Below are 26,152 nucleotides of genomic sequence, written 5' to 3'. Positions count from 1 at the left end.
GAGTTTTTACTTATTATGGAATAATAGAAATTATAGTTTCTCCACCAATAACTTTTTCTCCCTTTTTTATAAAAATAATAGAATCTAACGGTAGATAAATATCTATTCTAGATCCAAATTTAATAAATCCAAATTCTTCTCCTTTTTTAGCCAAATAATTCTCTTTAGAATAAAGAATAATACGACGAGCTAAAAATCCAGCTATTTGTCGAAATAATATTTTTTGTTTTGTATTTGTTTCTATAACTGTAGTGGTTCGTTCATTATTTAACGATGATTTTTTATTCCATGCTAACCAATATTTACCTGGATGATATCTAACATAGATTATTTTACCAGATACTGGAAATCTATTTACATGTACATTAAGTGGAGACATAAATATTGATATACATATACAATTTTTTTGTAAAAATTCACTTTCAAAAATTTTTTTTATTTCTAGTATTTTCCCATCAGAAGGAGAGACTACTTCCTTATCGTTTTTAGGATTTTTTTTAGATAAATTTCTTTTTGGATTTCTAAAAAAGAAAAGAAAAAACGCATAAAATATAATTAAAAAAGAGATTATAAATAAGTTAACAACTTTAGAAAATAGAAAAATAGAAATAAAAACTCCTATCAATATTAAAATTAATAAATATATTAACAATGGAAATCCTTCTTTATGGATCATCTATTTTTTTTAAAAAAAATATACTATTCCAATAGCTACAGTAGCAATGATTGGTATTACAAATATAAAACTATCTAATCTATCTAAAAATCCACCATGTCCAGGAAACCATAATCCTGAATTTTTTACATTGTAAGATCTTTTAATAGTAGATTCTACAAGGTCACCAATAGTAGAAAAAATAGGAACGGTAAAAGAAAGAATAAACCAATACTTTTTTCCCCAAATATTGTATAAAAATACTCCAAGTATTAAACAAAAAAAAAATCCTCCAAGAAATCCTTCTACAGATTTTTTAGGAGATATTGATATATCTATTTTTCTCTTTCCCCATTTTATCCCTATCAAATAGGATAAAGTATCATTTGTCCATATAAGAAAAAATGTACCTAAAATCAATTCTTTCCCATATTTAGAATATATATAAGATGCTAAAAAAAATGGAATTAGAATATATACTAAGCCAAAAGTTAAATGACTTACTTGTTTTATTTTTTCTTTATGAGAAGATCCTTTAGAAAATAATTGAATAATAAAAAATATTATAGAATAAGGAATAAAACATATGATATATAAAAATATATTTTTTTCCACAAAAAAATCTAATAATATTGAAAATAGAAAAAAGAATGAATTTATTTTTATTAAAGTTGTATTTGTTTTTAACATTACTAGAAATTCAAATAAACAAAAAAAAGATAATATCATCATTAACATTCTAAAAATTTTTTCTCCTTTTTCAATTGAAAAAATAATCATAAAAACATAAATAAAACCAGTAAAAAATCTTATCAAAAAATCATTTTTTTTTTTTTTCATTGGTTCCATTTTTTTAAAAATGACTTACTGAAGTCAACATATTTCCGATATCGTCAGAAAAAGGTCTTTCTCCAAATATTTTTTTCAAATCATCCCTAAAAATAACTTCTTTTTCTAATAATTCATTAGCAAGAATAGACAATTTTTTTTCATTATTTTTTAATATATTTTTAGCTCTTTTATATTGTTCTGTAATAATTTTTGATATTTCTTCATCTATAATTTGCGCAGTTTTTTCACTATAAGGTTTAGAAAAAGAAAATTCATTTTGTCCTGTAGAATCATAATAAGAAATATTTCCAATTTTTTCATTCAATCCAAAAATGGCTACCATAGATTGCGCTTGTTTAGTTACTTTTTCCAAATCATTTAAGGCCCCCGTTGAAATACTACTAAAAATAATTTCTTCTGCAGATCTACCGGCAAGCAAAGCACATATTTCATCTTTCATTTGTTCTGGAGTGGTTAATTGTCTTTCTTCTGGAAGATACCATGCAGATCCTAAAGATTTTCCTCTTGGAACAATAGTTACTTTAACTAAAGGAGAAGCATGTTCTAATAACCAACTTATTGCCGCATGTCCAGCTTCATGATAAGCAATTCTTTTTTTTTCATTTGGCTTGATAATCTTATTTTTTTTTTCTAATCCTCCTACAATACGATCTATAGCATCTAAAAAATCCTGATTTTCTATTTTAGATCTATCTTTTCTTGCAGCAATAAGAGCAGATTCATTACAAATATTTGCTATATCAGCTCCACTAAAACCTGGAGTTTGTCTAGCTAAAAATTCAATGTCTACTTTTTTAGATAATATAAGTTTTTGAAGATGGACACGAAATATTTCTTTTCTTTCATTTAATTCAGGAGGATCTACTAATATAGTTCGATCAAAACGGCCAGGACGAAGTAATGCTTTATCCAAAATATCGGATCTATTGGTAGCTGCTAGGACAATTACATTTGTATGAGTCCCAAATCCATCCATTTCTGTAAGTAATTGATTTAGAGTGTTTTCTCTTTCATCATTGGATCCAGCTATACTACTTTTTCCTCTTGCTCTCCCTATAGCATCAATTTCATCTATAAATATTATGCAAGGAGATTTTTCTTTCGCTTTTTCAAATAAATCTCTCACTCTAGAAGCTCCTACACCGACAAACATTTCCACAAAATCAGAACCAGAAATAGAAAAAAAAGGAACTTTTGCTTCTCCAGCTACAGCTTTGGCTAATAAAGTTTTTCCAGTTCCAGGGGGTCCTATCAAAAGAACTCCTTTCGGAATTTTACCTCCTAGTTTAGTATATTTTTGAGGACTTTTTAAAAATTCTACAATTTCTTGAACTTCTTCTTTCGCTCCTTCTAAACCAGCAACCTCTTTAAATGTTATTTTAACATTATCATTTTCATCAAATAACTTAGCTCTAGATTTTCCAATATTAAATATTTGACTACCTGGACCACCTCCAGAAGCACCAATTCTTCTAAATACAAAAATCCAAAAGATGATTAACAATATCAAGAATATACCATAATCAAAAAAAAATTTTGTTATGGTATATTCTTGTTGATTTTTAAAATCAATAATTGTATCTAGATTATATTTATTTTTGTATTCTTCAAATTTTTTTTGAAAAAACTGTAAATCTCCTATTTCAAATTCATATTGTAAAGGATGTATAATAAATTTTTTATGATTTTTATTTTTTATATTATGTTGATTGATATGATTATTAGAAGAATCATATTCTTTCTTTAAATAAACATGTACAATTTCTCTATGTTTTACTATAATTTTTTGTATTTCCCCCTTCATGAGAATTTCAAAAAAGGTATCCTGGTCTATTTTTATAGGATTAGAAAAAGAAGATTTAAAAAAAAATATTCCCAGAAATATAATTAATATAACTGCATATATCCAAAAAAAGTTGTTTTTTCTTTTCACTTTTTTATCTATCATAAATTTTCTTCATTTATCTAAATATAAACCAAGCTTAGTTATAATTTTTCATTCCAAATACTTTCTAGATTATAATATAATCTAAGTTCTTTTTTGAAAATATGGACCACAATAGAAACATAATCTATCAATATCCACTCTCCATTTTCTGATCCTTCTATATGCCAAGGTTTTTCTTTCAATTTCTCAATTGTGATCTTTTCTATAGATCTGTAAATAGCATAAACTTGACTTTTAGATTTTCCATCGCAAATAACAAAATAATCACAAATAAAATTATTTCTGTTTTTTAAGTTTAAAACAGAAATATCTTTTTCTTTTACCATTTCAATCCCTTCTATGATTTTATTTAATAACAAAACGGAATTTTTATTATATTATTTAATTTCAAAAAACAAAAATAAGGTTTTCACTTTAAAGAAGTTCAATTTCTCAATATAAAATATTTTGAAAAAATTTATTTGGCCAATATATTTAATTTTTCTACAAAAAGTTGATTCTACTAATCAATATGCAAAAAGAAATAAATCAAAATATATGAAAAATTGGACTATCATTTGGTCTATAAATCAAACTAATGGAAAAGGAGTAGGAAAAAATCATTGGGATACAGAAAAAGGGAAAAATTTGACTTTTAGTATTTTTTTAAATTCGATAATTTTTCCTATCGATAAAGGATATATTATAAATTTTATTATAAGCAATGCCATTCATAAAACATTATTTTTTTATAACAAAAAAATATGGATTAAATGGCCTAATGATATCATTCTAATGAACAAAAAAATAGGAGGTATTTTAATTGAAAATAATGTTTTTTATAAAAAAATACATACAATTATCATTGGAGTAGGAATAAATGTAAATCAAATAAAATTTGATGAAAAACTTCAAGCTACTTCTTTAAAAAAAATTCTTAAAAAAAATTTTAAATTAGAAAAACTTTTTTACAAATTAATTTATTCCATTCAAAAAGAATATTTTCTTTTTATGACTTATGGAGAAAAATTTATAAGAAATTATTACATAGATCATCTTTATATGAAAGATAAAATATCTTTTTTTGAGATTATTAATAATGATCATAAAAAATTTACTAAAGGGGTTATCCGAAATATAACTAAAAAAGGAAATTTAATTATTGAATTTAAAAAAGATAGGAAATTATATTCCTTTTCTAAAAAAAAAATAAAACTTATTTTTTAGTTAATATTATTTCCTTTATAAGGATTTTCTTTTCTAGTTTTTTCAATCATTTCTTTTATTTTACGATTCCAATAATTACGTTTTATTGGTTTTTTTTTATTTTCTTGAATTTTTTGATGAATTTTATGTTTATCTAACATAAATTTTTTAATAAAGAAAATAAAACCAATATTAATTACATTGGATGTAAAATAATAAAGAGAAAGACCAGAAGCATAACTATTTATAAAAAATAACATGATGATAGGCATCAAATATAACATAAAGCTAATATCCGGAACATTATTTTTATTGGAATAATCATTTCTTCCATCACTACTTAACTTTGTATAAATTAAAAGAGCTAATGAATACAATAAAGTAAGTAAACTTACATGATTCCCATAAAATGGAATAGAAAATGGTAATTCAAAAATGGAATCATATGAAGTAAGATCATCTACCCAAAAAAAAGATTTTCCTCTAAGATTGATTAGAGTAGGAAAAAATTTGAATAATGAATAAAAAATAGGAATCTGGAATAAAGTAGAAATACATCCAGACATAGGATTTATTCCTGCTTTTCGATATAATTCCATCATCGCTCTTTGTTTTTTTAATGGATCTGAATTTTGAAATTTATTATTTAATTCATCTATTTCTGGACGAATTAATTTCATCATAGCACTTAATTTATATTGTTTATAAGTTATTGGGGATAGGATTAATTTTACAACAACAGTCATTAAAATAATAATAATTCCATAATTCAAATTTGTTTTTTCCAAAAATTGAAAAATTATTAAAAAAAAATATTTATTAATCCATTTTAAAAAACCCCAACCAAATGGAATAATATTTTCAATTTTTTTTTCATATTTTTTTAATGAAGAAAAATCTAATGGACCAAAATATAACTGGAAAGAAAGATTCAAATTTTCATTATTTTTTATTTTAAAAAAAGATCTAGATTGAATTCTTTTTAAAAAATTTCCAGAAGAAAAATTTTCAGAACGAACAAAAACATTTTTCAAAGGATTTTTTGCAAAAAATACAGATGTAAAAAATTGTTGTTTATGTGCGATCCAATTCAAATTATGTATATTCTTTTCTTCTGAATCTTTTTCTGATAAATATTTTATTTTAGAACTAGAATTTTTATTATGAGAATAATAGACCTGAGTATAAGTATTTTCCCAATTTCTATCTTTTTCTAAAGAAAAAATTTTTTGTTCCAAATCAATAGAAATAGTCTTATCTAATAAATAAGAAGAAAAGTCTTCTGTACGAACAAAAAAACCAATATCATATTGATTTTCTCCACCTATAGTATATCTATATTCTATAAATCCTTTTCCATAAGGATTTTTGGCTCTCATTATAAGAACTTTATTATTTCCTTTTTTTTTAAAAAAAAGAGGATAAAAATAGAGAAAACTAGTATCTATAATCTTATTATTATTTTTTAAATCCTCTTTTTTGAAAAAAATCATCTTATATGAAAAACTAGAATCTTTTATTAAATAGAGATTTTTATTATGTGATAAATGGAGAGGATCATAAGCTTTATATTTTTTTAAAAAAACTTCGTTAATTGCTCCTCCTAAACTAGAAATTTTAAGTTTAAAAACATTATTTTCTAAAAAAAAATAATTATTTATTTTTTTTTTTGTTGTAGAAAGAGATTTTTTTGAAAAAAATGGGATCTTTCTAAGAATTTTTTCTGATGAATATTTTTTATCCTCAGATACATTAAAATATGTAAAAATTGTTAAAATAAATAATATAAGAAATAGACCAATAGTGGATTGATAATCTAATTTTTTATCCTTCATACATAAGAAGAGTTCTGTTTATGATAAACACATGATTTATAAATTTTAGAAATTTGGACAAAATATTTAAATAAAGGATGAGGATTAGAAACTGTACTTTTATATTCAGGATGAAACTGAACTCCTAAAAAAAAAACGTGATTATCTAATTCTATAGCTTCTACTAATCCTGTATCAGGATTTATTCCTACAATTTTCATTCCAGAATTAGAAAAATTTTCTAAATATGCATTATTAAATTCGTATCTATGACGATGTCTTTCAAAGATTTCTTTTTTCCCTCCATAAATAGAAAAAATTTTAGATCCTTTTATTAAAGAACATTTCCAATTTCCTAAACGCATAGTTCCACCTTTTTTTATAATATTTTTTTGTTCTTTCATTAAACTAATAACTGGATAAGAAGTATGTGGATTAGTTTCATTACTTTCCGCTTTTCGTATTTCTAATACATTTCTTGCAAATTCTATCACTGCTATTTGCATACCTAAACATATACCTAAAAAAGGTATTTTTTTTTCTCTTGCGTATTTTGCTGCAAGTATTTTTCCCTCTACTCCTCTATTTCCAAATCCAGGAGCAATTAAAACCCCCGAAATTCCATTAAAATATTCTTCTATATTATTTTCTTTTATTTTTTCAGAACAAATCCATCTTATATTAACATAAATTTCATTCTCTGTTCCTGCATGAATTAAAGATTCAGTTATTGATTTATAAGAATCATGTAAAGAAACATATTTTCCAACCAATGCTATTTTAATTTCATATTTAGGATTTTTATATTTTTTAATAAAAATTTTCCATTTATCCAAATTTGGAGATGTAAAAGTGGATAAATTTAAATGATTTAAAACAGATTTATCAAAATTTTGTAAATGTAATAAATATGGAAGATCATATATAATTTTGGTATTAATAGACTCAATTACATGTTCTGGTTTTACATTACAAAATAATGCTAATTTATTTCGAATATTTTTGGATATATGTTTTTCAGTTCTACAAACTAAAATATCTGCTTTAATTCCATTTTCCATTAAATTTCGAACAGAATGTTGTGTTGGCTTTGTTTTTATTTCTCCAGTAACTGATATATATGGTAATAAAGTTAAATGAATCACTAAACTATTTGATTCACCTAATTCCCATTTTAATTGACGAACAGATTCAATATAAGGAAGACATTCTATGTCTCCAACAGTTCCTCCTATTTCGGTAATAACAATATCATAACTATTGGATAATCCCAAAATTTTAATACGTCTTTTAATTTCATTTGTAATATGAGGGATAACTTGTACTGTTTTTCCCAAATAATCTCCATTTCGTTCGTTATCAATAACCGTTTTGTATATAAGACCAGAAGTAACATTATTTTCTTTTGTAGTAGCCTGATCTAAAAAACGTTCATAATGACCTAAATCTAAATCCGTTTCAGCTCCATCTTGAGTCACGAAACATTCTCCATGTTCATAAGGATTTAATGTTCCTGGATCTACATTAAAATAAGGATCTAATTTTTGAATTGTAATTTTATATCCTCTATTCTTCAACAACATTCCTAAGGAAGCTGAAATAATTCCTTTTCCCAATGAAGAAGTTACCCCACCTGTAACAAAAATATATTTAGTCTCCATGAAATAATTTATTGTTATCTTTTTATTTTTTTATCTTTATTTTTTATTGTATTGATTATCTGTCTATTAACTAGTAGAAAAATGAAAAATCCGTGTTTTAAAAAAAAAGAATTTATAATTTTTTTTTATATTTGCCAAACTTGGAGCAAGCTCTACACAATCAGCTCCCTATCAATCCTCCAGGGTGGGAACACAGCAAAGGTAATTAAGGTTGTAGCGATGTGATGTAGGTCTGCTTGCTCCATATATATTCTCTATTCCTGAATATTTTTTATGGAAAATTTGTTAAAATGTAATTTTTGTGGTAGAAAAAAAGATGAAATAACATTTCTAATATCAGGTATTAATGGTCATATTTGTAATTTTTGTATAGAAAAAACATATTCTATAATTCATAGAAAATTTTCTACGGAAAAAAAAGATTTTGAAGGTAAAGTTCCTGGAATAAAAAATCAAGAAATACAAATAAAAAAACCTAAAGAAATAAAAGATTTTTTAGACAAATATATTATAGGACAAAATGAAGCAAAAAAAATTATTTCCGTTGCTGTATATAATCATTATAAACGTATCCAATACGATAAGAATAAAAATAAAGATGATATAGAAATAGAAAAATCCAATATCCTATTGATAGGAAATACAGGAACTGGAAAAACTTTACTTGCTAAAAGTATCTCTAAACTTTTAAAAATTCCTTTTACTATAGCTGATGCTACTACTTTAACTGAGGCAGGATATGTTGGAGAAGATGTAGAATCCATCTTAACAAGATTATTACAGTCTGTAAATTATGATATAAATCATGCTGAAAAAGGGATTATTTTTATAGATGAAATTGATAAAATTTCTAGAAAAAGAAATAATCCCTCTATTACTAGAGATGTATCAGGGGAAGGAGTTCAACAGGCTTTGTTAAAGCTATTGGAAGGTTCAATTATTAACGTTCCTCCACAAGGAGGGCGTAAACATCCGGATCAAAAAATGATCCAAATTAATACCGATAATATATTGTTTATAGCTGGAGGTACATTCGATGGGATAGAAAGAATTGTATCCGATAGAATCAATCAATTTTCTATTGGATTTATTACAAAAAAAAGAAAAAAAGAGAAAAATAATGAAAATTATTTGCAAAATGTTATGGCTCATGATCTTAGAAAATTCGGATTAATTCCAGAACTTATTGGTAGATTTCCTATTATAACCTATTTAAATCCATTAAATAAAACTACATTAAAAAAAATTTTAGTTGAACCAAAAAATGCCTTAATAAAACAATATCAAAAATTGTTTTATATGGATGAAATATCCATGAATATTACGGATGATGCATTGGATATTATTGTAGAGAAAACAATTAAATTAGGATTGGGAGCTAGGGGATTACGTACTTTTTGTGAAAAAATATTTGTAGATTATATATTTGAAATGAAAGAATCTAAAAAAATTTTGAATATAGATAGAAATATGGTTATAAAAAAATTATCTTACTCGTAATTCTTGAATTATATTCCATAATTTATTTTTTAATTGAATTATTCCTTCTTTTGTAAAAGAAGAAATAAAGATGATATTTTCTCCTAATGTTAAAAATATTTTCTTTATTCTTTTTTTTGTTTCATTATCGATCAAATCTGATTTAGAAATAACCAATAAACGTTTTTTATTTAATAATTTTCGGTTAAATTTTTTTAATTCATTCAATAATATGAAATATTCTATTTTATTATTTTTCGTTTCTGCAGAAATTAAAAATAATAGAACAAGATTACGTTCTATATGTCTTAGAAAAGTATATCCTAATCCTTTACCTTGTGAAGCTTTTTCTATAATTCCAGGTATATCTGCTACTAAGAAAGTATCATAATCATAATTCATTTTAACTATTCCCAAATTAGGTATTTTAGTTGTAAAAGGAAAATTTCCTATTTTTGGTTTTGCTTTTGTAATTGTAGAAAGTAAAGTTGATTTTCCGGAATTTGGAAATCCAATTAAACCAACATCTGCCAAAATTTTTAACTCTAAAAAAATCCAATTTCCTATAGTTTTTATTCCAGTTTGTGCATAAAATGGAGATTGAAATTTAGAATTCTTAAAAAAGATATTTCCTTTTCCTCCTTTTCCTCCTTTGAATAAAACTTCTTCTTGATGATTTTTGGTTATTTCTACTAAAATATTTTTATTTATATCTTTAATTATAGTTCCTATAGGAACTTCTATAAATAAATTTTTACCGTTTGCTCCAGTAATATTATTCCCTTTTCCTGGATTTCCAGATTTAGCAATCCAATATTTATTATATTTTAGATGAATAAAAGTATGAAGATTAGAATTTCCTTGTATAATAATATCACCTCCTTTTCCCCCTGATCCTCCATCAGAACTCCCCCTTTTTATATATTTTTTTTTATGAAAATGAATACATCCTTTTCCTCCATTTCCACTTTTACAATAAATTTTTATAAAATCTATAAAACTTTTTGTCATAAAAAAAATTTTTTTCAAATATTTAAATTCAAAATTTTTTTTTCTATAAAAAAAGAAATTTCTTTTACAGAAGAAGAAGCATTAATTTCTATTTTATTATTTTTCCATTTTTTTTCATCCCAAATAAAAGAAGTTATTTTTTTATATTCTTCTATTCTTCTTTGAACCGTAATAATATCCGAATCATCATCACGATGACTAGTCTTACCTCTTTTTAATAATCTATTGATTAATAATTTTTTCTTTATACCAAAAGAAAAAATTATATTTATCCTTCCTAAGGATAGGATTTTTAATGTTTTTTCTAAAGAAAAAACTTGATTTTTTGTTCTAGGATATCCATCATAAATAATTCCTTTAGATTGAATATATTTTTTTATTTCTATATTCAACATATTTGTAGTAATTTTATCAGGTACTAATATACCTCGATTAATATAATAACGAGAAAGTTTTCCTAAGCTTGTTTTAGTTTTTATATGATGTCTAAATATCATTCCAGTAGATAGGTGAACTAATCCAAATTTATTTTCTAAAATTCTTGCTTGAGTTCCTTTACCACATCCAGGTGGTCCAAATAATATAATGTGTATCATAATAACATAATGACAAATAATATATAAAAAATATAATATGATAAGGTAATAAGGAATTCAGATCAAGATTATTGATAACAAGAATATCAATACTATAATAACTATTATTTATTCTTTTTGAGAATAATAATTACAGATGAATGGATTTTCCATAAGCATGAAAAATAGATTCAAGGATAGATTCACTTAATGAAGGATGAGGATGAACACTTCCCATTATTTCATAATTAGTTGATTCCAATTTTCTAGCAACTACGACTTCAGAAATAAGATCCGATACGTTATTTCCAATCATATGACAACCTAACCATTCATCATATTTTTCATCGAAAATAACCTTAACAAATCCTTCTGTATTTTCATCACAGATAGCCTTTCCAATGGCATGAAAAGGAAATTTTCCAACTTTAATTTGATACCCTTTTTCTTTAGCTTGTTTTTCAGTATAACCTACGGAGGCAATTTCTGGAGAACAGTAAATACATTTTGGAATATTATCATAATCTATTCTTTGAGGATTTAATCCTTTTATATTTTCAATACATGAAATTGCCTCATGTGAGGCAACATGTGCTAATGACGGTCCTTCTATTACATCTCCAACAGCATAATAACCTTCTATATTTGTCCTATATTTTTCATCTACTACTATAAATCCACCTTTTGTTTGAATTCCAATTTCTTCCAATCCTATGTTTATATTTGGAATAGTTCCAATTGCAGAAAGAGCTATTTCTGCTTCTATAGTAATATCCTTTTTAGGAGTTTTAATATTAACTACAATTCCTTTTTCAGTATAATCTATTCTTTTTATAAAAGAAGAAACATAACTTTTAATTCCTACTTTATCAAAAGTAGATTTTAATTGATCAGATATTTCTTCATCTCCACTTGGAAAAAGTTTAGGACAAAGTTCTATAAGAATGACTTCAGTTCCCATAGAATGATAGAAATAAGAAAATTCCAATCCAATAGAACCGGAACCAATAATAATCATTTTTCTTGGTAATCTAGAAAGAGAGAGGGCCTCTCTATATCCTATAATTTTTTTTTCATTTTGTTGAAATTTTTCTTCAATTTTAGGTTTTCCACCTGTAGCTATAATAATATGCGAAGCATAACATTCCTCCATTTTTTTTTTATTTCTAAAAATTTCAATTTTTTTCCCTTTTTTTAATTTTGCTTCTCCATTGATAACATGTATTCCATTTTTTTTCATTAAAAATGAAATTCTTTTTCTCATTTTATCCACTACATTTCTACTTTTAAAAATTATTTGAGAAAAATCAACTTTTATTTGATGAATACCAAATAATTTTTTATTTTTTTTTATTTCTTGTAAAGTTTTTGCGCTGTTTAAAATGGATTTTGTGGGTATACATCCCCAATTCAAACATATTCCACCCAAAGATTCTCTCTCTACTATAGCTGTTTTCATTCCCAGTTGTGCAGCTCGTATAGATGCAACATAACCACCAGGGCCACTACCTAAAACAATAACATCAAAATTCATAACTATAACTTGTCGATAAATATAAATTTACAAATTTTTATTCTCAATTTTTTTATAAATTTGTTTCTTTTTACTAAATAAAATCAAAAAAAATATATGAAATTTTTTATAGATACAGCTAATTTAGAAGAAATAAAAAAGGCAAAAATATTTGGAGTATTAAATGGAGTGACAACAAATCCATCTTTAATGTCAAAAGAATTTATCAAAAAAAAGGATATTTATGATCATTACATATCTATTTGTCATCTTTTAGATGATGAAAATGGAGATGTAAGTGCAGAAATAATCAGTACAAATTATATGGATATGATTGAAGAAGGAGAAAAACTTTCACTTTTACATCCAAAAATTGTTGTAAAAATACCGATGATTAAAGATGGAATTAAAGCTATAAAATATTTATCAAAAAAGAATATTAAAACCAATTGTACTTTAGTCTTTTCATCTGGGCAAGCACTTTTGGCTGCAAAATCGGGATCTAGCTATGTTTCCCCATTTTTAGGAAGATTAGATGATTTATCATATAATGGATTAAATTTAATAAGAGAAATCAAAACTATTTATGATAATTACCATTTCAAAACAAAAATTTTAGCAGCTTCAATACGTAATCCATTACAAATTATAGAATGTTCTAAAATAGGAATATATGCAGTAACATCTCCATTAAAAATAATTCTATCTTTATTTTACCATCCATTAACAAAAATAGGATTGAAAAAATTTTTAGAAGATTACAAAAATATTTTTAATTGATTTTTATTTTATTATCTAATAAATATTGAATGGCAATAGATGTAGCTTTTGGAAGTTTTTCATAAAATTTGGATAAATCTATTTGTTCCTTATTCTCAAAAATTTCTTCTAAATTATTTTTGTTTATAAAATTGAATTCTTCCAATTTTCTATCCAAATTTTCTTTAATTTTATGACTGATTTTTTGACTTATTTTTTCTAGAATATAAATAGTTTCATAAATATTTTTCCCTGATTTTTTTTCCAATTCTTCACGATCTATTGTTACTGTATTTATTGGAGCTTTAATTTCTTTAAAGTTCATTATTTTAATAATTTTTCATAAAATATTTTTAATTTTTTTATATTAGGAGAATTAGGATATGATTCTACATATCTATGATATTCCTCAATAAAATTAGAATAGTTTCCATTTTTAATAGAAAGTTTATATGCAATTAAGCAAATTTTGTATAAAACGTCTTCTCTAAGATCACTTTTTGGAAAATTGTTTAAAAAATCTTGAAAATAAATTAAAGAAGCCTTATATTTTTTCATGAAAAAATATGTATTAGCAATATAATAATTTTTTTTTTCAAGTTTTTTTGATAATTCATTTAAAATATCATTAACTTCTGCTGATTTTGAACTATTTGGATATTCTTTAATGAATTTATTTAATACCTCAATTGCCTCTTTAGTTTTCTTTTGATCCAAATCGAAATTTAAAGAGTCAAGATAATAAGTAAATCCACGTTTAAACGATTCATTTTCTTCATAATTTTTTCCTAAATACTTTTTTTTTGAAAATAGATTCAATTTTTTCAAAATATTTTTTAATACCGGAATTTCATTTTCATTTTTATAAAAATGAGGACTCCATTTTGATATATGATTCGGATGTTTTCCAGAATTATTAGACAAATCCGAATCTTTTAACAACAATAAATGTTGTCCATCATAACATCCAATTATTACAAATAATAATAAAAAAATTGTTTTTTTATTATTCATATTACCTAGTTTTTTTTTCCACTTTATTATAAAAATTTTTGATATCATGATTAAATAAATATAATCCACCCTTATCTTCTCCAATTAATTCAATTTTATCCAATATTTTTTTTATTAAAGATTCTTCTTCTATTTGTTCTTCTACATACCATTGTAAAAAATTATAAGTAAAAAAATCTTTTTCCTGTAATGATAATTCAACTAAAGAATTAATTTTTGAAGAAATTTTTTTTTCATGTTCAAATAATTTATGAAATAAATCCATCAAAGAACTATATGAAATTTTTTCAACAATATAATATTTACTTTTATTAAAAAAATCCACATATCCTCCTCTTTTATTGATATATTTTATTAATTTCAACATATGTCCTCTTTCTTCATCTGAATGATCATACAAAAAATTACAGATACCATCAAGACCCCCATATCTATGTTCAACCCAAGAAGCCATAGATAAATATAATTGAGAAGATTTTAATTCTCTATTTAATTGTTTTTCTAATTCTACTTGTATTTTTTTACCAAACATAAAAATTAAATAATTAATTTATTTGTAGTTTTTTTAATAAAAATTGCATTTTTTCTTTTAAATCAGGAGTTCCGCTTAACAATGGCAATCTTACATGTGAACTACATATACCTATAATATCCAAAAAAGTCTTAATCCCGGTAGGATTACCCTCTTCATAAATAAGATAAATCATATGAAGAAGTTCATAAAAAATAGAAAAAGCTTTTTTTGCTTCATTTTTTTTCGCTAAATATATCATTTTGGATACCTTATCTGGAAATCCTTGAGCTATTACAGAAATAATACCATCTCCTCCTCCTAGTATTAAAGGTAAAGAAATAAAATCATCTCCCGATATCACACTAAAATTATTTGGTTTTTTTTCAATTATCTTATAAGATTGTAAAATATCACCAGAGGCTTCTTTTATGCCTATAATTCTATTAAAATCATTAGCTAAACGAATAACCGTTTCCGGAAAAACATTAGATCCTGTTCTCTTAGGAACATTATAAACAATGATATTGGCGTCTGTATTATCAATAATAGATTTAAAATGTTGGTATATACCTTCTTGAGATGGATTATTATAATAAGGAGAAACAGAAAGAATAGCTAAAAAATCTGATAAGTTGATACTTTTTATTTTTTTTATAACATCTTCTGTATTATTCCCTCCTATTCCTAATATTAAAGGAATTTTTTTATAATTTGAACTTTTTATATATTCAATTATATCTTTTTTTTCATTTTTTTTTAAAGTAGATGTTTCTGCTGTGGTCCCTAGTATTACTAAATAATCCACTTTATTTTCTATATATTTTAGAATTTTTCCAATTCCATTAAAATCAATCTTTCCATTCCTTTTAAAAGGAGTAACTAACGCTACACCTGTTCCATATAATTTTTTCATAAAATTCATAGAATTAATTCACTACATTATTATTAATAATATTATTTTTATTCCATATCATAACTATTAATATTTCAGTATTTTTTTCATTTTCATTTTTATAATAAACAGATGTAGACGTATAGAAAAAGGAAATAAATTAATCCCTTTTTATTCTTGGTCTAGCCACAGAAACAATAATATTTCTTCCCATAAATTCTGTTCCATTCAATTTTTCTATGGCTTGTTTTGCATTTTCTTTATTAGACATCTCTATAAATCCAAATCCTTTGCTTCTTTTATTAGAAGTAGATTCATCAAAAATAATTTTGGCGTTAATAACTTCTCCTATAGATTCAAAATATTCTTTTAATTCTTGTTCTGTCATATCATAAGATAAATTACCAACGTATAATTTCGTATAATCCATATTAAAAAATAAATTGTTTTAAAAGCAAATTTAGAGAAATATTTTTTCTAAATAAAAAAGAAAAATATTCTTCTTGAAGAAGTTTTTTAACTTCATATAAAAAAACAAGATTTTTTCAACTATTATTGTAAATAATTTTTTATTTTCAATTATTACAAATAATAATTTTTTGATAAATATCAAAGAATATCTTTAATGAATTAATGAATGAATTTCCTATTTTATCGTCTTTATTAGACAATGATTTTTACAAATTTACTATGCAAAATGCTGTAATAAAATTATTTCCTTTAGTAAAAGCTAAATATAAATTTATAAATCGTGGAAAGCATTCTTTTCCAAAAAATTTTTCCAATTCTTTAAAAGAAAATCTTGATAAAATGGCACATCTAAAACTATCAAAAAAGGAGAGATTTTTTTTAGAAAAAAATTGTCCTTATTTGGATACTGCTTATCTTGATTTTTTAAATAAATACCAATATAATCCAAAAGAAGTTAATATATCTCAAAAAGGAAAAGATATACAAATTCATATAGAAGGTTTATGGTATAGAACTATTTTATGGGAAGTTCCTTTAATGGCTATTATATCTGAATTATATTATCAATTAACAGGAGCAAATCGTATTTCAAATAAAAAAATTATTCTTTTAACGAAAAAAAAATTAAATAAATATAAAAAATTAAATATCAAAATTGGAGAATATGGAACTAGAAGAAGATACTCATATCAAATACATAAATTAGTTTTAAAATTCTTAAAAAAAGAAGGATCTTCTTCTTTTATAGGTAGTAGTAATGTACATTTATCTCATATTCTATCAATAAAACCTATTGGAACTCATGGCCATGAATGGATTATGTTCCATGCAGCTAAATATGGATATAATATAGCAGATAAAATTGCTATGAAAAATTGGTTAAATATATATGGAAAAAATTTAGGAATAGCCTTATCTGATACATATACTACCCCAATCTTTTTTAAGAATTTTGATCAAAAATTAGCAAATATTTTTGAAGGGATTAGACATGATAGTGGAGATCCTATTTCCTTTACTGAGGAAACTATAAAACACTATAAAAAATTTAAAATAAATCCATTACAAAAAAAAATTATATTTTCCGATAATCTTAATCCATATAAAGTAGCTAACATTTCCTCTTTCTGTAAAAATAAAATAACCCCCTTCTTTTGTATAGGAACAAATTTTACTAATGATGTTGGCCCAACCTCAATGAATATCGTTATTAAAATGGTAAAAGCTATTCCAAAAAAAAAATGGATATCTGTTGTAAAACTTTCCAATGTGAAAGAAAAATCCACAGGAGATAAAAAAATGATTTTTTACGCTAAAAAAATACTTCAAATTCCATAATAATAATTTCATTTTCCATTTTATTATGACATAATGACATTTTACTTATCTTTAAATAATTAAATAACATAACAAAATGAATGAAAAAAAATTTAGTATCCTAAAAAAAATTTTTTTTTATATAGAAAGTTATGGATGTCAAATGAATATTTCTGATACTGAAATAGTTATTTCTATATTATTAAAAAATGGATTCTTTTTTACAGAAAATTTAAAAATAGCAAATATAATATTATTAAATTCTTGTTCTATAAGAAATAAAGTAGAAATAACTATAAAAAATAGATTACAAAGATTAAAATATTTAAAAAAAGAAAAACCTACATTATTTGGTATTTTAGGATGTTTATCTAACTCAATGAAAAAAAAATTTTCAAATAGTGATCTGATAGATTTTACAATTGGACCAGATTTTTATAAAAAAATACCCAGTATAATTCGTTTATCTATGGAAGGGAAAAAAACTTTTCATAATACTTTTTTAGATAAAAAAGAAACCTATTCCAATATAGATCCATTTAGAAAAAAAAATAAAATAACATCTTTTTTGAGTATAACAAGAGGATGTGATAATATGTGTACTTTTTGTATAGTTCCCTTTACAAGGGGAAGAGAAAAAAGTCGTGATCCTTATTCTATAATTAAAGAATGTGAAAATCTATATCAAAAAGGATTTAAAGAAGTAACTCTTTTAGGTCAAAATGTAGATTCTTATTTATGGTTTGGTAGTGATGGATTCAAAAAAACAATTTATAAAAAAATATACACTGAAAATAAAAAAATAATAGATTTTTCTAATCTTTTAGATTTATTAGCTGTAGAAATTCCTTTTATGAGAATTCGTTTTTCTACTTCTAATCCACATGATATGTCTCCGAAAGTAATAGAAACAATATCAAAACATTCAAATATTTGTAAACATATTCATTTACCAGTTCAATCTGGTAGCAATAAAATATTAAAATTAATGAATAGAAAGTATACTCGAGAAAAATATCTTTTTTTAATCAAAAAAATTAGGTCTATAATTCCTGAATGTTCTATATCTCACGACATTATGACTGGATTTTGTAATGAAGACGAAAAGGATCATCAACAAACGATTAGTTTAATGAATGAAGTAAAATATAATTATGGTTATATGTTCTCTTATTCTCCTAGACCTGGAACTTATTCCTATAAAAAATTGAAGGATAATGTTCCAGAATTTATAAAAAAAAAACGATTAAAAGAAATTATTGATCTTCAAAAAAATCATTCCATTTTTCAAATGAAAAAATATATAGGAAAAATTCAAGAAGTTTTAATAGAAGGAGAATCTAAAAAAAACAATCAATATTGGTATGGAAGAAATACACAAAATATTGTAATAGTTTTTCCAAAGAAAACTTATAAAATAGGAGAAACCGTTTTTATAAAAATAATAGATTGTACATCTGCTACATTAATAGGAAAGGAACAGGAAAAATAAATAAGTAAAATCCATACAACATGGAATCTATCCATAATATAAAACAAAAATTTTCCATTGTTGGAAACGATTATGCATTGCATAGAGCCTTAGAAAAGGCTATTCAAGTTGCACCAACAGATATTTCTGTATTGGTTCTTGGAGAAAGTGGAGTAGGAAAGGAATTTATTCCAAAAATTATTCATCAATTTTCCTATAGAAAACATCATTCTTATATTGCTGTAAACTGTGGTGCTATTCCAGAAGGGACTATTGATAGTGAACTATTTGGGCATGAAAAAGGTTCTTTTACAGGAGCTACAAGTATGCGAAAAGGATATTTTGAAGGTGCAAATGGAGGAACTATATTTTTAGATGAAGTTGGTGAACTTCCTTTAACTACACAAGTTCGTTTACTTCGAATTTTAGAAACAGGGGAATTTATAAAGGTAGGTTCTTCTCAAATACAAAAAACTAATATACGTATTGTTGCTGCAACTAATTTAAATATTCTAGAATCTATTCAAAAAGGAAAATTTAGAGAAGATTTGTATTATCGCCTTAATACAGTTCAAATAAATCTTCCTCCTTTACGTTTTCGTAAGAATGATATTAAATTATTATTCAAAAAATTTTCTAATGATTTTTCAGATAAATATCATATTCCTTCAGTAAAACTAACTGAAGAAGCCATAAAATATTTGGAAAAATATCCTTGGCCTGGAAATATAAGACAATTAAAAAATCTTATAGAACAAATATCTGTAATAGAAACAAAACGTGAGATTTCTTCAGAAAAATTAAAAGAATATATTCCAGAAAATATTCCTTCTTTATCCCCACATTCAAATAACGAATATTTTTTTCAAGATTTTTCTAACGAAAGAGATTTTCTATACAAAATTTTGTTTGATATGAAAAAAAGTTTAAATGATTTGAAAAATTTAACATTGAAATTAATAAAAAGTAACAATAATAATAAGTTTGTAAAAAAAAATCAAGAACTTATGGAAAAAGTATTTGGAAAAATGATTAATTCTTCCAATAGTTCTATTAAGTCTATAATGAAAAATTCAATATTTCAGTTAGAAGATTCTTCAAAATTTTTATCCAGATATGATTTTGATTATGAAGAAATAGAAGAAGATTTTTCAAAAAATGAATCTGATTCATTTTCATTACAAAAAAAAGAAATAGAATTTATTCAGAAAGCATTAAAAAAAAATAATGGAAAAAGAAAAAAAGCAGCAATAGAATTAGGTATTTCAGAAAGAACATTATATAGAAAAATTAAACAATATGGTTTGTAAAAATATTCTTATTACATTTCTTTTTTCCATTTTTTTAAGCAGTAATCATTGTTATTATATTCCTTCTTTATTGAATAAAAGAACAATAGAAATTGGAAATTTTTCAGATAATATAAATATTTCAGGAAAATCTATTTCTTTTGAGTTTAAAAAAAAATTTGAAGATTTTATTTTAAAACATACCCCTTGGAATTTTGTAAAAAGAGGGGGAGATATTCATCTGGATGGAAATTTTATAGACTATAAAATAATTAAGAGGAGAAATTCTAAATTAGAAGTTATTAAAATGACAGTAAAAATTTATTGTAAAGATAATTTAAATCCAGAAAAAAATTGGGAAAAATATTTTGATGTTATAGAATCTATTTCTAATAGAGAAAATTACCCTTTAGAAAATTCTATTATAGTAGAAAAAATTATTAATAATTTGATTTTTCAACTATACAATAAAATATTTAATAATTGGTAATTAATTATGTATTCAACTATATTTATCGGAATTTTCATCATTTTAATATGTTTTCTTCTTATTGTAATAATTTTGATACAAAATCCTAAAAAAGGAATTTTTTATCAATCTTTCATGGATAAAAATTTTAGACTTTTTGGAATCAAAAGAACAAATACTCTTTTGGAAAAAATTACTTGGATATTATCTATTTTCATATTTTTTTTGACTTTATTTTTCAATTTTTTATTAAAAAACCATTCATAAATATGTCATTTTGGCATATAAAATTATTCAAATACAAAAAATTCAAATATTTTTTGTTTGGCATGTTTTTGGCTTTGAACGAATAGTATCATTAACTTTAAAAATTATTTTAAATATGATGGAAGTAAAGATTAAACCTTTAGCAGATCGAGTTCTAGTGAAACCTGATCCTGCTGAGACAAAAACAGCTTCAGGTCTCATTATTCCTGATACTGCAAAGGAAAAACCACAGAAAGGTACTGTGATATCTGTTGGAAATGGGAAAAAAAATGAACCTATGATTCTAAAAAAAGGAGATAGAGTTTTATATGGAAAATATTCTGGAACTGAGTTAAAATGGGAAGGGAAAGAATATCTTATTATGCGAGAATCTGATGTGATAGCAGTTATATAATTATTGAAATAGTAAATAATTATGAATAATCCATAACTTGTAATTTAAAAAATATAAAAATTATGGCAAAAGATATTAAGTTTGATATTGAGGCAAGAGATAAACTAAAAAAAGGAGTCGATGCATTGGCTAATGCGGTGAAAGTTACTTTAGGTCCAAAAGGTCGTAATGTTGTATTACAAAAATCTTTTGGGGGACCACAAGTAACTAAAGATGGAGTGACTGTAGCTAAAGAAATAGAGCTAGAAGATTCAATAGAAAATTTAGGAGCTCAAATGGTTAAAGAAGTTGCTTCTAAAACCAATGATGTTGCTGGAGATGGAACGACAACAGCAACTGTATTGGCACAAGCTATCGTTAGAGAAGGGTTAAAAAATGTAGCAGCTGGAGCTAATCCTATGGATCTAAAAAGAGGAATAGATAAAGCATTAGAAGTAGTTATTTTAGATTTAAGGAGACAATCTAGAGAAGTGGGAGGAAATACAGATAAAATAAAACAAGTAGCTTCTATATCTGCCAATAATGATGAAAAAACTGGAGCATTAATAGCCGATGCTTTTGAAAAAGTAGGTAAAGAAGGAGTGATTACTGTGGAAGAAGCAAAAGGGACAGATACATCAGTAGATGTAGTAGAGGGAATGCAATTTGATAGAGGTTATCAATCTCCTTATTTTGTAACAAATACTGAGAAAATGATAACAGAATTTGATCAACCTCAAATTCTACTATCTGATAAAAAGATTGCGGCAATGAAGGATTTATTACCTATATTAGAACCTGTAGCTCAATCTGGAAAACCTTTACTCATTATTTCTGAAGAAGTAGAAGGAGAGGCCCTAGCTACTTTAGTAGTCAATAAAATACGTGGGACACTAAAAGTAGCAGCTATAAAAGCTCCTGGATTTGGAGATAGAAGAAAATCTATGTTAGAAGATATCGCTATTCTTACAGGAGGTACTGTAATTTCAGAAGAAACGGGTAGTAAATTAGAAGATGTTAAATTAAATATGCTCGGAAAAGCAGAAAGAGTTATTATTGATAAGGATAATACTACTATTATTAATGGTGGAGGGAGTAAGAAGGATATAAGAGCTCGTGTAGATCAGATAAAAGCTCAAATAGAATCTACTACATCTGATTATGATAAAGAAAAATTACAAGAACGTCTTGCTAAATTAGCTGGAGGAGTGGCTGTCCTTTATGTAGGAGCAGCATCTGAAGTAGAAATGAAAGAAAAGAAAGATCGTGTAGATGATGCTTTAAATGCTACTCGTGCAGCTGTTGAAGAAGGTATTGTAGCAGGAGGTGGAGTTGCATTAGTTCGTGCAATCAAATCATTAGAAAATATTATAGGAGATAATCCTGATCAAGATACTGGTATACAAATAGTAAGGCGTTCATTGGAAGAACCTTTACGTCAAATTGTGGCTAATGCTGGTGGAGAAGGATCTGTAGTAGTGGCTAAAGTAGCTGAAGGAAAAGGAGATTTTGGTTATGATGCTAAAATTGGAGAATATAAAAATATGATAGTTGAAGGAATTATAGATCCTACTAAAGTAGCTAGAGTTGCATTAGAAAATGCAGCATCAGTATCCGGAATGTTATTAACTACTGAATGTGTTGTTACAGAAATAAAAAAAGATGAACCAAATACTAATCCTCCAATGCCTGGAGCTGGTGGTGGTGGAATGGGTGGAATGATGTAGTAATAATAAAAATGATAAAAAAAATAGTGTCGTTAGACACTATTTTTTTTACTATAACCAATTTTTTTGTATCTTTAAAGTCTGTTCTATTACATCTCTTACACATCCTCTACCCCCCCTTCTTGGGGAAATATACTTAGATACCTCTTTTACTTCTGGAACAGCATCTATTGGAGAACAAGGTAAGGCTACAGATTTCATAATTTCAATATCTGGAATATCATCCCCCATATATAATATTTTTTTCCTAGTAATGTTTAAAAAATCACAATATTCATCCAAATATTTTTTTTTATTATCAACACCTTGATAAATATATTGAATATTAAGTTCTCTTAAACGTCTAAAAACCATTAAATCTGAACCTCTTGTAATAATACATAAATTATACCCCTTATTTTTCGCTAATTGTAGAGCAAAACCATCCTTAGCAAACATTTGACGAACCATATTCCCATCAGGAAATAAATTTAAAGTACAATTTGTTAATACCCCATCCACATCAAAAATAAAAGTATTAATATCGTTCATTATATTTCTATAATTTTCCATAACATCAAAATATTATCATTAAATCAAATTGAAAAAATCCTAAAAAATATAATAATATAATAATACTTTTGATAAATACTATTTTATATTTATTTATATATCCTCAAAATTAATATTTGTAAAATCCTTTGTTTCCGATGATTTTTTATGAACTTCTTTAACTTCTTGGTTAAATGTATGATTTTTAAAATCTTTTTGATGACGTTCTGAAATTACTTCCCTTCCTTTTTCATTTATAATGAATCGAATCATATCATCAAGTATACTCTGAAATTTAGAAAAATCCTCTTTGTATAAATAAATCTTATGTTTTTTATAAGTAATTTCTCCAGTTTCAGAAAAAATTTTTTTACTTTCAGTAATAGTCAAATAATAATCTCCTGCTCTTGTTTCCCTAGCATCAAAAAAATACGTACGACTTCCAGTTTTTAAGGTACGTGAACAAATTTCATTTCTTTCTTTAATATTTTCTTTTTCGTCCATTTCAAACAATATTATAAATCCTAATTAAGCAAATCTAAATAAAAAAAATGGTCCATCCTACTTTTCCAAAAATTATTCAACCTTTTTTTTATAAAAAAAAGAATTTTGATTCCCTACTTGAAATATTTTTCCATTTTTTAATACAATAATAAGATCAAAATCAGATATATAAGATATATCATGAGTGATAATAATAATAGTACTATTTTTAAGATCTTTTTTTATAGAAAGAATTATCAATTTTCTAGTTTTTTGATCTATAGAAGAAAAACTATCATCAAATATAAGTATTTTTGGATTTCTTATAATAGCTCTTGCAATACATATTCTCTGTTTTTGACCTCCAGATAATGTAATCCCTCTCTCTCCTACAATCGTTTCATATCCACTTTTAAAATTCAGGATTTCCTCTTCTATCATCACTTTCCTTGCTGCTTCATAGACTTTACATGAATTTTCTTTTTTAATACTTCCTAAGGCTATATTATTATAAATAGAATCTGAAAAAAGAAAAGATTCTTGAGGAACATAACCAATTTTACTTCTAAAATTAGAAAGGTTATGATTTTTTAAAGAGATATTATCTATAAGTATTTTTCCTTTATTTGGATCATACAAACGAGAAATCAATCTTCCAATAGTTGTTTTTCCAGATCCTGTCTCTCCAGTTAAAATTAAAGTTTTTCCTTTTTTAATAGTAAAAGAAACTTTATCTAGGGTATTAGATGGATTCTTTAAATCAGAATTATAAATAAAACTAACATTTTTAAATTTAATTTTTCCGATAATTTTTGTTTTTATAATATTTTTATTTAATATTTCAGGGTTTTCTTTTAAAAATTTATTTATACGTGTTTGTGATACTTTTGCTCTTTCAACTATAGAAACAACCCAACCCAAAATAATAAAAGGAAAAACTAATACATTTATATACGTAAAAAATTCTGCAAGAGTCCCTATTTCTTTTATTTCTCCTTTAAAATATTTTTTTCCTCCAAAAAAAAGAATTAACAAATGACTCGTTCCAATAAAAAAAATAATAATAGATGATAAAATAGTATCGATTTTAGCTAATTCTATATTTTTTTTCTTATATTCTAATATAATTTTTTTATGTTTCTCTTGAAAAAAAATTTCAGAGACAAATGATTTAACAACATTAATTCCAGAAAAAGTTTCTTGCATAAAAGAAGAAATAAGAGATTGATAATTTTGTACATCTTTACTTTTTTTTGTAATAAAAATACCAATATAATAAATAGAAATAAAAAGCATAGGAATAGGTAATACCACATAAAAAGCCAATATTTTATCTAATCGAAACATTTGTATAAAAACCATTAAAAATAAGATTATAAGATTGACAAAATACATAACCCCAGGTCCTATATACTGTCGTATAAAAGATACGTCTTCTGTAAGACGATTCATTAAATCTCCAGTTGAATTTTTCTTATAAAAGGATAAACTCAATTTTTGATAATGCAAAAAAATCTCATTTTTTATATCAAATTCTATCATCCTGGACGTTGTAATAATACATTGTCTCATATGATATTTAACAATTCCTCCTATAATTGGAACTAATAATATTATACCTGTATAAACAAGTATTTCTATTTTTAGATTATTAGAATAATTATAGGAATTGTATTTCGAAAAATATATAAAAATATTTTTTATTGTATTAATAGATTTTCCTATATAAGGAATGGGAAGTACAGTTAAAATATTTGATATTAAAATCAATAAAAAACCTATACATAAACGAAATTTATATTTAAAAAAATATTTTTTACTGAAAAAAAATAAACTCCCCATATAAAATATAAAAATACAAACTTTTAAGTTTGATATTTTA

General features: G+C 24.4%; 27 protein-coding genes and 1 other RNA gene. 11 read left to right on the top strand and 17 right to left on the bottom strand.

Annotation, left to right across the window (positions count from 1 at the left end):
• Nucleotides 1–13: 13 nt before the first annotated feature.
• From DM815_RS01110 to rsfS, 4 genes are read right to left on the bottom strand one after another with little or no spacing between them, the layout of a single operon-like run.
• Nucleotides 14–676, bottom strand: a complete 663-nt coding sequence (locus DM815_RS01110) for a phosphatidylserine decarboxylase family protein (RefSeq protein ID WP_110508716.1) — start codon at nucleotides 674–676, stop codon at nucleotides 14–16.
• A gap of 9 nt (nucleotides 677–685) precedes the next feature.
• Nucleotides 686–1,495: a phosphatidate cytidylyltransferase gene (locus DM815_RS01105; RefSeq protein ID WP_110509372.1), complete on the bottom strand. Its 810-nt coding sequence runs from the start codon at nucleotides 1,493–1,495 to the stop codon at nucleotides 686–688.
• A gap of 13 nt (nucleotides 1,496–1,508) precedes the next feature.
• Complete coding sequence (gene ftsH / locus DM815_RS01100; RefSeq protein WP_110508714.1) at nucleotides 1,509–3,455, bottom strand: ATP-dependent zinc metalloprotease FtsH; 1,947 nt, start codon at nucleotides 3,453–3,455, stop codon at nucleotides 1,509–1,511.
• A 38-nt stretch (nucleotides 3,456–3,493) separates the two neighbouring features.
• A complete protein-coding gene (gene rsfS, locus DM815_RS01095; RefSeq protein ID WP_110508712.1) occupies nucleotides 3,494–3,814 on the bottom strand; it encodes a ribosome silencing factor in 321 nt (106 codons plus the stop codon).
• An 88-nt stretch (nucleotides 3,815–3,902) separates the two neighbouring features.
• On the opposite strand from rsfS, the gene DM815_RS01090 reads away from it, so the two are divergent.
• Nucleotides 3,903–4,661, top strand: coding sequence for a biotin--[acetyl-CoA-carboxylase] ligase (locus DM815_RS01090; RefSeq protein ID WP_110508710.1), 759 nt, complete (start codon nucleotides 3,903–3,905; stop codon nucleotides 4,659–4,661).
• Here the strand turns inward: DM815_RS01090 and yidC are convergent.
• Both yidC and DM815_RS01080 read right to left on the bottom strand, forming a co-directional pair.
• Nucleotides 4,658–6,475 (bottom strand): membrane protein insertase YidC, encoded by a 1,818-nt coding sequence (gene yidC, locus DM815_RS01085; protein WP_110508708.1) that lies wholly within the window; start codon nucleotides 6,473–6,475, stop codon nucleotides 4,658–4,660. The two genes, DM815_RS01090 and yidC, sit on opposite strands and share 4 nt — an antisense overlap.
• The gene (locus DM815_RS01080) at nucleotides 6,472–8,115 is read right to left on the bottom strand and encodes a CTP synthase (protein WP_110508706.1); all 1,644 of its coding nucleotides are present in this window, start codon (nucleotides 8,113–8,115) and stop codon (nucleotides 6,472–6,474) included. The genes yidC and DM815_RS01080 overlap by 4 nt, the downstream gene beginning before the upstream one ends.
• 143 nt (nucleotides 8,116–8,258) lie before the next feature.
• Here DM815_RS01080 and ffs point away from each other — a divergent pair.
• Both ffs and clpX read left to right on the top strand, forming a co-directional pair.
• Nucleotides 8,259–8,360: signal recognition particle sRNA small type (gene ffs / locus DM815_RS01075), an RNA gene on the top strand.
• A gap of 28 nt (nucleotides 8,361–8,388) precedes the next feature.
• Nucleotides 8,389–9,615 (top strand): ATP-dependent Clp protease ATP-binding subunit ClpX, encoded by a 1,227-nt coding sequence (clpX, locus tag DM815_RS01070; protein WP_110508704.1) that lies wholly within the window; start codon nucleotides 8,389–8,391, stop codon nucleotides 9,613–9,615.
• Here clpX and obgE read toward each other — a convergent pair.
• The 3 genes from obgE to lpdA all read right to left on the bottom strand — a co-directional run bounded on the left by obgE (nucleotide 9,601) and on the right by lpdA (nucleotide 12,714).
• A complete protein-coding gene (obgE, locus tag DM815_RS01065) occupies nucleotides 9,601–10,605 on the bottom strand; it encodes a GTPase ObgE (RefSeq protein WP_110509370.1) in 1,005 nt (334 codons plus the stop codon). The two genes, clpX and obgE, sit on opposite strands and share 15 nt — an antisense overlap.
• Nucleotides 10,606–10,619: 14 nt before the next feature.
• Nucleotides 10,620–11,201 carry a nucleoside monophosphate kinase gene (locus DM815_RS01060; protein ID WP_110508702.1) on the bottom strand — a complete coding sequence of 194 codons (582 nt, stop codon included), beginning with the start codon at nucleotides 11,199–11,201 and terminating at the stop codon, nucleotides 10,620–10,622.
• A gap of 130 nt (nucleotides 11,202–11,331) precedes the next feature.
• On the bottom strand, nucleotides 11,332–12,714 hold the full coding sequence (lpdA, locus tag DM815_RS01055; protein ID WP_110508700.1) for a dihydrolipoyl dehydrogenase: 1,383 nt from the start codon (nucleotides 12,712–12,714) through the stop codon (nucleotides 11,332–11,334).
• Nucleotides 12,715–12,810: 96 nt separating this feature from the next.
• Between lpdA and fsa the strand changes: the two genes are divergently transcribed.
• Nucleotides 12,811–13,473: a fructose-6-phosphate aldolase gene (gene fsa / locus DM815_RS01050; RefSeq protein ID WP_110508699.1), complete on the top strand. Its 663-nt coding sequence runs from the start codon at nucleotides 12,811–12,813 to the stop codon at nucleotides 13,471–13,473.
• Here the strand turns inward: fsa and DM815_RS01045 are convergent.
• The 5 genes from DM815_RS01045 to DM815_RS01025 all read right to left on the bottom strand — a co-directional run bounded on the left by DM815_RS01045 (nucleotide 13,466) and on the right by DM815_RS01025 (nucleotide 16,302).
• A complete protein-coding gene (locus DM815_RS01045; protein ID WP_110508697.1) occupies nucleotides 13,466–13,777 on the bottom strand; it encodes a hypothetical protein in 312 nt (103 codons plus the stop codon). The genes fsa and DM815_RS01045 overlap by 8 nt on opposite strands.
• On the bottom strand, nucleotides 13,777–14,466 hold the full coding sequence (locus DM815_RS01040) for an outer membrane protein assembly factor BamD (protein WP_110509368.1): 690 nt from the start codon (nucleotides 14,464–14,466) through the stop codon (nucleotides 13,777–13,779). The genes DM815_RS01045 and DM815_RS01040 overlap by 1 nt, the downstream gene beginning before the upstream one ends.
• 1 nt (nucleotide 14,467) lies before the next feature.
• Nucleotides 14,468–14,998: a ferritin gene (locus DM815_RS01035; RefSeq protein WP_110508695.1), complete on the bottom strand. Its 531-nt coding sequence runs from the start codon at nucleotides 14,996–14,998 to the stop codon at nucleotides 14,468–14,470.
• A 13-nt stretch (nucleotides 14,999–15,011) separates the two neighbouring features.
• Nucleotides 15,012–15,893: a 4-hydroxy-tetrahydrodipicolinate synthase gene (gene dapA / locus DM815_RS01030; RefSeq protein WP_110509366.1), complete on the bottom strand. Its 882-nt coding sequence runs from the start codon at nucleotides 15,891–15,893 to the stop codon at nucleotides 15,012–15,014.
• Between the two features lie 139 nt (nucleotides 15,894–16,032).
• Nucleotides 16,033–16,302 (bottom strand): RNA recognition motif domain-containing protein, encoded by a 270-nt coding sequence (locus DM815_RS01025; protein WP_110508693.1) that lies wholly within the window; start codon nucleotides 16,300–16,302, stop codon nucleotides 16,033–16,035.
• 203 nt (nucleotides 16,303–16,505) lie between these two features.
• On the opposite strand from DM815_RS01025, the gene pncB reads away from it, so the two are divergent.
• From pncB to groL, 7 genes are all read left to right on the top strand, one after another.
• Nucleotides 16,506–17,681: a nicotinate phosphoribosyltransferase gene (pncB, locus tag DM815_RS01020; RefSeq protein ID WP_110508691.1), complete on the top strand. Its 1,176-nt coding sequence runs from the start codon at nucleotides 16,506–16,508 to the stop codon at nucleotides 17,679–17,681.
• A gap of 76 nt (nucleotides 17,682–17,757) precedes the next feature.
• Nucleotides 17,758–19,152, top strand: coding sequence for a tRNA (N6-isopentenyl adenosine(37)-C2)-methylthiotransferase MiaB (gene miaB, locus DM815_RS01015; protein WP_110508689.1), 1,395 nt, complete (start codon nucleotides 17,758–17,760; stop codon nucleotides 19,150–19,152).
• 20 nt (nucleotides 19,153–19,172) lie between these two features.
• Nucleotides 19,173–20,441, top strand: coding sequence for a sigma-54 interaction domain-containing protein (locus DM815_RS01010; RefSeq protein WP_110508687.1), 1,269 nt, complete (start codon nucleotides 19,173–19,175; stop codon nucleotides 20,439–20,441).
• Entirely contained in the window at nucleotides 20,431–20,910 is a 480-nt protein-coding gene (locus DM815_RS01005) for a hypothetical protein (RefSeq protein ID WP_110508685.1), read from the top strand. Before DM815_RS01010 ends, DM815_RS01005 begins: the two co-directional genes overlap by 11 nt.
• A gap of 6 nt (nucleotides 20,911–20,916) precedes the next feature.
• Nucleotides 20,917–21,156, top strand: a complete 240-nt coding sequence (gene secG / locus DM815_RS01000; protein WP_110508683.1) for a preprotein translocase subunit SecG — start codon at nucleotides 20,917–20,919, stop codon at nucleotides 21,154–21,156.
• A 115-nt stretch (nucleotides 21,157–21,271) separates the two neighbouring features.
• Nucleotides 21,272–21,550 (top strand): co-chaperone GroES, encoded by a 279-nt coding sequence (groES, locus tag DM815_RS00995; RefSeq protein ID WP_201260571.1) that lies wholly within the window; start codon nucleotides 21,272–21,274, stop codon nucleotides 21,548–21,550.
• A 62-nt stretch (nucleotides 21,551–21,612) separates the two neighbouring features.
• Complete coding sequence (gene groL / locus DM815_RS00990) at nucleotides 21,613–23,256, top strand: chaperonin GroEL (RefSeq protein ID WP_110508681.1); 1,644 nt, start codon at nucleotides 21,613–21,615, stop codon at nucleotides 23,254–23,256.
• Between the two features lie 51 nt (nucleotides 23,257–23,307).
• Here the strand turns inward: groL and DM815_RS00985 are convergent, their stop codons facing one another.
• The 3 genes from DM815_RS00985 to DM815_RS00975 all read right to left on the bottom strand — a co-directional run bounded on the left by DM815_RS00985 (nucleotide 23,308) and on the right by DM815_RS00975 (nucleotide 26,040).
• The gene (locus tag DM815_RS00985; RefSeq protein ID WP_410491981.1) at nucleotides 23,308–23,787 is read right to left on the bottom strand and encodes a KdsC family phosphatase; all 480 of its coding nucleotides are present in this window, start codon (nucleotides 23,785–23,787) and stop codon (nucleotides 23,308–23,310) included.
• Nucleotides 23,788–23,901: 114 nt separating this feature from the next.
• Entirely contained in the window at nucleotides 23,902–24,291 is a 390-nt protein-coding gene (locus DM815_RS00980) for a DUF3276 family protein (protein WP_110509362.1), read from the bottom strand.
• A gap of 72 nt (nucleotides 24,292–24,363) precedes the next feature.
• The gene (locus DM815_RS00975) at nucleotides 24,364–26,040 is read right to left on the bottom strand and encodes an ABC transporter ATP-binding protein (RefSeq protein ID WP_235610022.1); all 1,677 of its coding nucleotides are present in this window, start codon (nucleotides 26,038–26,040) and stop codon (nucleotides 24,364–24,366) included.
• Nucleotides 26,041–26,152 lie beyond the last annotated feature (112 nt).

The sequence above is a fragment of the Blattabacterium sp. (Cryptocercus kyebangensis) genome (assembly GCF_003226855.1).
Taxonomy (GTDB): domain Bacteria; phylum Bacteroidota; class Bacteroidia; order Flavobacteriales; family Blattabacteriaceae; genus Blattabacterium.
This window is presented reverse-complemented; position numbering and strand designations above follow the sequence as displayed.